This window comes from Candidatus Harpocratesius sp. (assembly GCF_054039255.1).
In genome coordinates, this window is sequence record NZ_JBPLBG010000030.1 from 98406 (window position 1) to 108413 (window position 10008).

The following is a 10008-nucleotide window of genomic DNA, read 5'->3' on the forward strand; positions in this document are numbered from 1 at the left end:
AGATACTCATACAGAATTATAAAAATTTCAATTATTGATTGTAATCATAGTGTAATTAATGAATTTTGTTAAACATAATGATTCAATCGAATTTATTAAAGATTGAAGTGAATAATAAGATTTTATATTATATAATTAAAAGATAGAATTCTTGAAGTATATGTATACAAATTTGTGAAAGAATTTTCCCAATCGGGATTTAATTATATTTACAATTTCATTTCTTGTTAAACAAAAAAAATATTTTTTTGAAATAAAATTTACATTATAAATTATCAACATCTAGTGCCTAATTTTTGGAAAAATATAAAGCGATCTTTTACCAATAATTGAAACATGCTATTACAAACGGATAATAATTATGATTATGCTGGACTTTTAAATAGCGGATTAACATTATTATTTACGTTTATTGGAATTGTAATCATGATTCGATGTTGGATTTATATTCAGCAAGAATTAAAAACATCTCCGATATATACGAAAGGACAGAAAATTCGTAATACAATTAGTGCTATGACATTTTCAATAATGGTATCATTTGCGATTATTTTTGCTTTAGCAATGATCAGTAGTATTTTTGCCCGTAATGCGTTACTTATTTTACCAAGTGTTCAAAATACTATATGGACAGAAGAAATGGTCAAAGCGTTTCAATTTCCTAATTTCTTGCCAATTACGCTATTTGTTATAATGGGATTCTCTTTTTTCTATCCAGTTTATGAATATTACTTACTTTCAAAACCATCTCAAGAAGGTGCAACTGAAATTCAACAGGCAATAGAAAATAAACTTATAGATCGATTTGAATCTCCATGGAATACTTTAGCTGCTATGGTTTTATTCTTTTTTATAGTGTTATTGGCACCTTTAGTTACATCATATATAGCTTTGAACTATTGGAATATTCCTAGTAATTTATCCAATGGGTGGACTGTGGGGATTATCTTTCTTGTTTGGCTTCTTTTAGGACCAATGTTCTATCTAAGTTATTATACATATAATGGGACTGCTCATGCAATTTATCGTGGGCGGCGCGTAATCTTGAAAAAAGAACCTCAAATTTTAATTTTTTACATTATTGCTATTTTAGGAATAATCTCTACAATTTATTCTCTAATTAGTTTTTCCATCGACTATATCCCAATATTTTGGGGAAAGGTTCCTGAAAGTGTATCAAATCCAAGTGTTACTCGCTCCGGTGCAGTTGAGGAAATAGTTACTTTTCTCGCCCAAATCAATCCCGACATCACATCTGAAGAAATTGAACAAATACAAATGTTTTTCATTCTATTTCCATTGGACTTTCTCGGTTTTATTTTTACAACATGTTTATTCGGTTTATTTGGATTCTACAAAAAATTTCTTAGCAAAGAACCTCTTAATACCTCAAAAATGGTTCTTTTCGCAGCATACATAATTACTGGAATTGCCTTTTCAATTTTTATGAATGCTATGTATAAGTATCCTGATTTCTTTCCTGATGATAACTTAGGATTAATTGGATTGAATTTAGATTTTTCTCGAACAACTGACCGCGAATTAATATATCGAACATTTGGTTTTGCAATTTTAGTTCAAAAAATCTTAAATATTTACTTTTTAGTTTATTTCCTTTTTTGGGATAAAAGTATTCCACAGAATGCAGATGAATGGGTCTTAAATCGTGCAATAATTGCTAATGACTTTGAAACTCTTAAGAAGTATTCATCTCACGAGAATGTTGAAATGCGTTTGCTTGTTACTGATACTGTTATTAAATATGTTCAAATGAAAGATCATCTCTCTAAACAAACAGCAAAACATATTTCAGTAATAATTGGTGAACTACTTTCTGATGAAAATCCTGATATTGTTCATAAATTAAAATCTGAAATCGATAATATAATTCTAAAACTTGATAAAAAATCACTTACAACAACTTTAATTGAGTTACTAGAGTCAAAAGAAAAACAGAAAATAAAACAAGCTCGTAATGTTTTGCGTCAAATAGTGCGTCGAAAAATTATGAATCCTTTAGAATTATGTACAGAATTAATTCAAAAGAATTTATCTGCTGAAGGATTTAAGGTAGTTTTCCAAATTGTTGGACTTTATGAAAAAGAAGAACATAAAGCGGTTTGGAAATTTATTCGACCTCTTCTTAGTACAACTAGCAAAATTAGCGTCATTTTGGGAGCATTAGATGTGATTGATAAAGTTCCTCGAAATTTTAACCAAGAAAGTAATGATCTCAATAATATATTTATAGAATTATTAAAGCATAGAGAAACAAGAGTAATAGTATCAACTTTAAGAACCTTTGGTAATTATGCTGTTATGGTTCCTGATATAATCCCAAAATTAATGGAAACTTTTAATGAAATTAGAGATTCTGATGATGAAATTGTTCGTCAAAAAATTGGTATTGTTGTTAAATTAACAAGTGTGAAGCCAGAATGGTTTGAAAATTTCTTTCAATATATTGAACAATATCTGAAATCCTCTATTTTACAATATAAAAGTGATGCTGCTGTGGCTCTAGGAAGTCTAGCTGACAGTATCAGTGTTGATTTATTTAAGAAACTTCTCTATCCTCATTTTCAATTATTTGTGAATTCACCGAGTGTAGATGTTAGAAAAGCGACTGTTTCTTCATTGATTGTAATTGCGAAGACTCGAGAAGATATTTATTCTCAAGAATTCTTCCTACATCTCTTTAGTCCTCTTCTTATTGATGAAATTAAGGATATTCGACATCAAGTTCATAGATTCTTCATTGAAGGTGATTCTCCTCATTATTTATTGGATGATATTGCAATTTTGTTAAAAACTCCTTTAAGTACTTTAGTGCGCATTGATTTACTTAATATTTTAACTCAAATTGCTGAAAAAATCGTTCCGCATTTAGATAAAGTTGAGTTGCTACCAATTCTCATTTCATCTGCTGATGAAATTGATGGTTCTCTTGAATATGCTGAAATCCAAGAATTAAAAGATGAAAATACTACTTTCTTCGGTTTTAAAGAAGATTTTCAAACAATGACTGTTTACGGCACCACTATGGCGTTAATTGCTGAAATTTTCTATCATGCTCCCCAAAAATATGATGACCTATTTGTTTATTTAGAAGCTCATTATTCTAAAGGCGGAGAAATTGCATTAGCTAAAACCTTAGATGTATATTCAAGAATATTTTTAGAAAAGATCTCTAAAAAACGCATCGGTTATCCAGATATCACAATGGATAACATATTATTCAAAATTAGGGAAAATTTTAGAAAGATTACTGCAAATATCAATGGTATCTTGATTGGACATTTGAAAACTCTGTATTCAATAGATACTGGTTATTTCAATGAAATTTTTGAAGTACTATATAATTTGCTTCTACTAAATCTTCCAGTTTCACCAAAAGTAATGAAACAAACGTTAATTTTATTTGCGACTTTAATTGGTGATCATTCTAAAAAAGGTTTTAAAACACATAAAATTCTTAACTACAAAACCAATCAATCTGAAAAAGTTAATCCTTATGAAGAAACCTTTAAACCTTTAATATATAAACAAATGCAATCTAGAGAATCTTTAGTACAAGAGGGCGTTTCTGAAGCGCTTAACCGACTTTTGCAAGCAACTAATCAAGAAAAGTTAGTAAGAAATCTAATTGTTGATACTATTCGAACTTCCAAAGATGCGCGAACAAAAATTACAGCAATGAATGTGTTAATGTCTATTCCTATGGAGAGTGAATCATCAAAAGTCCTTTCAATTATTGTACATCAAATCTCACAGAATGATCCAGATGTTAAAGCAAAAGCTATAGAAGTTTTAGGCTTCTTTATTCGCAGATTTCCCACTTTATCCAGGAGAGATGATAGAAAGAAGTATAAACGTATCAAATCGCTTATCTATACATATTTTGTAAAACTCTATAATGTTAACAATCCACCTGCTGTTAAAAAAGCAATCATACAAGAAATGAGTAAAATAACTTTGGTACAAATAAATATACCTATATGTTTGAAACTTATAATAAGAGCGGTGCAAGATCCGCTTTCTGAGGTAGCAACTCAAGCCTTAGAGACTTATTTTGACTTTGCAGAGAAGAATAATATTCACAAGATAAGATTTCAGCAAGATATTCGTTCTTTTGCAAACACATCTGTTGTTAAAGTTCATAAGATTTTGGTAACAAAATTACTTGAATATCATCAAAAAGGCACTAGAATGCAAATTGTGATTCCAACTTTGCTCAAATTGGCCTCTTCTGATAATCATGAAATCAGATCTACTACTCATGGCGTTTTCATGGCAATCTTCCGCACAAATCCAGAAGATTTCTTAAACTACTTTGATATTATTTTTAAACTTATTTCAGATCGCAATCCAGCTGTGAGAAAAGATGCAGGGAAAATGATACTTCAAGTTCTTTTCATGAATCCAGAGTTATTTGCTGAAAATAATCGAATTTTCTACAGTTTTCAACGGTTGGCTTTTGATTCTAATGAAGATGTCAGATTCATGTTAGCTTCTAATTTGGATACATTAGTTTCTAAATTTCCAGAGAGGACAAATGATGTTCTAAACATGTGTTATAATTTACTCAGATTTAATGATGAAGAAGTGATTCATATAATTTCTTTAGTTTTAAAAGATATTTGGCAGAAACAACCGAATTTTCAAACAGATATTTTCTCAAAATTGACTCGATTTTATAAGAAAACACAAGATGCTGAGCTATTGACATTATTAGCTGAATTAGATCCAAAGAAAAGTCAATTCTTGAAGAGGCGAATTGAAAAATTCAAATCTAAAAAAGAAAAATTAGAGTGGAAGCGTCAAGAAAAACAAGAACAAAAACGAAAGCTAGAAGAACTGAAATCCAGACGAGTCAAGAAATACAAAGAACTCTATCGAGAGAATCCACCTTTTGATTTAGAAGGTTTTGAAATTTTTGGACGATTCCACAGAATAAGTGAAGGAATTTTAGTCATTCTATTTATGATTTTCTTCGGTATTGGAATTTGGAGTGTATATGTAATTGGTTTGGATGTCTCTATAAAATATGCAGGCGTAGATTTAGATCAATTAGAAGGAATGTCAAAAATTATTGGGAAATATTCTGTCGTGAGTTTGTTGGTTATTATAGGGATTTACATCGTTTCCCTTCTTTCTGCGTATTTCATTGTTCGAGTTTTTGCAGAACTTGCAATGATTGTCATGTATTTGGTATTATTTGTACAAGTTGCATTATATTATATTTTATATCGATATGTTGAATTTGAATATAATGGACAAAATTACAATTGGGTCTTTTTAGTGCTTATAATACCCTCTATTTTATTTTTAACCATTTGGCATAGAAAATTCAAATTAGCAAGTAAATTTCTTAAAATGTCATGTTTAGTTGTAGTAAAAGAGAAACAGATGTTAATTCCACAATTTTTCCAGACACTTTGGGTTAATTTGCTCTCCTTCTTTTATGGTGTAACTGCATGGAAATTCTTCTTTAAGGTAGAAAAAGATGGACCTACCGTAATATATCAAGAAGTTTCAAAATTAGGAGTAAGCGATACATATATGTTTATCGGTTTCACTGCTCTATTTGTATTCTTAATGTATATTGTATTTTATTCCTCTTTAGGAATGAAACAATTGATGATCCATCATTGGTATAGAGGTGGTAGTCTTTCATTTGGAAAGAGTTTTAGAATCCTACGCAGACGATGGTGGGGATTAATGGGTTATGCGTTTACTTCTACAATTATTCATATGATACAATTTGTAACCAAATTCCTAAAGGGAGATTATCATCCAAAAACACCTAAAGAAGCAATGGAATTAGCTGCAAAAGTGAAACCTGTTGATCCACAATCATTTGATAAAACAAAGAAAGTTAAAGGAAAGAAAAAGAAGGCTCCATTAATTGAACGTTTATGGATGCAATTAAATATGTTTACCATGCCTGCAATTGTAATCGAAAATCGACCATACAGTTTGGCTTTACTACGCTCTATCCGAATGATTGTCACTAATACTGTAGATCTTTTTATCAAACGGTCAAACATAAATAAAGTATTCCGGGTAATACAATATACCATGTGGGCAACTAATGCGTTGATAGGTGGATTTGTTGGAGCACTTTTCGGTTGGATTTATGATGTGAACATGATACTTACTGTTGGTATTGCAGTTCCACTCTTTTTATGGGTGGGAGGTGCAACTCAGACTTTGATTATAAACGATTTAAACACATCTTATATAACTATTATGTATATTCACACACTTGATATTATTCATAAAAAATACGGATATACTCGCTATAAACTGGAAAAACCAAAAGAAATCGAACAATGGGAAAAACGCCAAGAAGCTAAAGCCAAACGAAAATCAAAACGCCAAGAACGAAAAGAACGTCGGGAAGAACGCCGAAGAGAGAAAAGAGCTGCTAAAGAGAATAATCCATAAGCAATACTCTGATCATTTTTCTTTTTTTTCAATTTCTAATAATTACTTAGTAATTAATTCTCTTTTTTTTACTCTGAATTTTCTCTTTTTTATTCTTTTTCAAGATTTAATTTGATACTTTTCAAGTCATTATCTTAGGTGTAAATTAGTTTGATAAGTTGGCTAAATTGCCTCGATTTGAGTAAAAACTTTAACTATTTCAAATCTGTTTTTCTTATCGAAAAATCTTAATTTAGTCTATTCCTATTTTGTGTGTGGAATACAATATTTGCGAGATCTTCGATTCGATACAGGGCGAAGGAACATGGTTGGGAATTCCTTGTACGTTTATACGTTTTGCTGATTGTAATCTTCGATGTTCTTGGTGTGATACAAAGGAATCATGGAATGATGGAATTTTGATGACTGAAGACGAAATAATTTTGCGCATTCATTATCCTCATGTCATTTTTACAGGTGGTGAACCTACACTTTATTCTTTGCAATCTTTATCTAAGAAAATTCATCAACTTTCTTGTTTTTCACAAAAACCTCAAATTGCTATCGAAACAAACGGAACTAATCCTGTTCCTACAGGGGATTCTGGGGTTGATTGGATTGTATGCTCACCTAAACCAATGGCAAATTATATTATTAAATGTAAGCCAAATGAGTTGAAATATGTTGTTGATAAAGAATTCACACCAAAAGTGATACCACCTAATTTTTTTGGGAAAATCCCTATATGGCTTCAACCGAACAATGCTGATTTTGATTTTTCTGTTCAAAAATGTTATCAAATTGTTATGCAATACGACAATCTAAGAGTAGGTGTGCAGCTTCACCGATTATACAATTTAAAGTAAAAATAACTAATCAAAATCCGAAAAAATGAATAAATTATGTTTTCTCGCTTAAATTCTACATAATAAACTATAAATATGAAAATTTTGACCAATTTAAAGAATTAAAAGAAAATTATTTAATTTGCATGAGATGCTGGAAATGTTGTTGAGAAAATTCACTTAAAATTTGTTTTATATAAAAATTAAAAAAAAAAAACATGACTTTTCACATTAATCTTCACCATCTACATGAAATAGTATTATGTCAAGTTGATAGATAAGTGAGAAAGATTATTGTGAAACCTCATGAAAAAAGAACTCTTTCTCTTTTTAAACAAATCTACATAATAATTTCAAGTGTTCTTTTTATTCCAATTACAAATACGAAAAATAATATTTATTTATGTAAATCACTATATATTATTTTAACATTTTTTACAAACAAAATGTTAGTGGTTTAAAATGAAATATGAAAAATCAAATCTATTAAGAAAGACAGGTATTTTGATAATATTATCTGTATTTATTAGTGTATTTGCTTTTCAGCAGAATTTTGCGTTAATTTCTAATTTAGATCAAAAAAGAATAGAAAAGATCGAATCTACTCATAGACATCTTTCGGAATTTTTTCCAAATAGTCAGAGTGCTGATTATGTGGATATAGATATTAGTGATAAGGGAACTATAAGTGCTTCTGCAGCAGAAGCTCCCATAGAAAAAATAAATGATAAAATTTATCCAAACGAAACAGATTTTGATAATGTCCCATGGCTTTATCCTTATAATAGCCCATCAGAATATTTTGGAATGTCGAAAAATCAATCATTTTATTCAAGTATGAATTTTTATACTGATTATTCCAGTGCAGCAAAATGGATTAGAGTCGAATTTCCTGAACAATTTAACTTAACACGGATGGAATTGTACCCTTATATTTCAACAAATGGCGAACATATATATTTTCCAATTGATTTCAATATTGAAATATCAAATGATAGTATAAATTGGAATCAGCTGATATCAATAACTGGAAATTCTGAATGTTTTCTTAATTATTCTTTCTCTGGAATTGGTAGATTCCTTAGGTTGAATGTTTCTAATGGAAGAGGAACAACTATTTCTGATACAAATTGGCGAATTGGATCGGTGGAATTAAAGATTTTTGCGAGTATATCAATTTTTGAAATCGATACTGATAATGATGGATTAAGTGATGGTGAAGAGAAATATAAATTTTTTACTAATATAACTAATCCAGATACTGATTTTGATGGTTTGACTGATTATGAAGAATGTATTGATGACCTTGCTTTAAAATTTGATGGTGTTGATGATTATATAAATACGTATTATAATTTAAATCCCGATTTATCAAATACTTTTAGTATTGCATTTTGGCTATTTGTTCCTAGTAGTGGCAACGATGGTGTTGTTTTTGGAGCAGACCAAGGATCGCTAACAACAGATGGGTATCGCTTTAATATACTACGCTCTACGAATCAATTCCTTTTTAGAGCTTATGGTGGAACTGGACAATATCTCTACGTAGACATTCCTAAATATGACGAATGGCTTTATATTGTTTGCATGATGGATAAAGAAGCAGATCTTTCAGGAGGTTATCGTAAAGTTGTATATATTGATGGCCAAATTGCAGGTGGAAATTCCTTGATTGATACAGCAGGGTCTTTATCGAATTCACGCAGTATGTTTATTGGGTGTGAAAATTTGTTTGGAACTGCGAGTAATTTTGCCACTTTTCATATTGATGATTTTCGCATTTATGAACGAGAATTGTCCTTAACTGAAATTATAGATTTAAAGAATAATACAAATCCAGCAGATGATATGGTTTTATATTATAACTTTGAAAATGCTACAGGAGATATTTGCATTGATCAAAGTGGAAATGGTTATAATGGCAATTTATACAATTTTCCAGTTTCTGATCGAACTACAAAAAGAATTACAACAAATACAGATCCACTTAATCCTGATAGTGATTCAGATAATCTCCTTGATGGTGATGAAATAAATGTGTACTTTACAAATCCTGCGAATCCTGATAGTGATGGGGATGAACTCTATGATGGTGATGAAGTATTTATTTATAATACAGATCCAAATAAACCTGATAACATTCCGCAAGTAGATTTTACTTATAGTCCTATCAATATTAAGGTGAATGAGACGGTCAGCTTTACCGATTTGACTAGTCGAGGAAATAAACCCTTTTCAGAATATTTTTGGGATTTTGGAGATGGAGACATTTCATATCTTGAAAACCCAACTCATATTTTCAATTTCTCTGGGGATTATGTTGTATATTTATCAATTACAGATAATGATGGTGATGTAAATTCAACATCCAAAATTATTCATGTTGAAGAAATTAACTGCTCGATTTATATTGACCAACCTACATATTTATCTGCGAATGTTAATGAAACTTTAATCCTTTCGTGGACACCATATTTATATGGGCCATTAACACCTGCAAATTACGAAATCGTAGATGTATGGGGTGGTGGTACAATTTTAGGAGGTGACTCAATTTATTTCAATGGGACAACTGTTAATTTCGATATGACTGGTTGGTCTCCAGGACTTTACTGTATCGGTGCATATTTCTATACAGCAGAGAATATCACTGGTTTTTGCAATATTACAGTTGAAATATTTGATGTTTTAAGTCCTGAAATTTACATTGAGCAACCTGCATATATATCAGCAA

At 30.1% G+C, this 10008-nt stretch carries 3 protein-coding genes; all 3 read left to right on the forward strand.

What is annotated here, in order from left to right; all coding sequences use genetic code 11:
- Positions 1-336 precede the first annotated feature (336 nt).
- Positions 337-6450: a hypothetical protein gene (locus ACXLDF_RS06125; RefSeq protein ID WP_457557617.1), complete on the forward strand. Its 6114-nt coding sequence runs from the start codon at positions 337-339 to the stop codon at positions 6448-6450.
- Positions 6451-6704: 254 nt separating this feature from the next.
- On the forward strand, positions 6705-7295 hold the full coding sequence (locus ACXLDF_RS06130; RefSeq protein ID WP_457557618.1) for a 7-carboxy-7-deazaguanine synthase QueE: 591 nt from the start codon (positions 6705-6707) through the stop codon (positions 7293-7295).
- A 441-nt stretch (positions 7296-7736) separates the two neighbouring features.
- On the forward strand, positions 7737-10008 hold a 2272-nt coding region (locus ACXLDF_RS06135), incomplete at its 3' end, for a LamG-like jellyroll fold domain-containing protein (protein ID WP_457557619.1).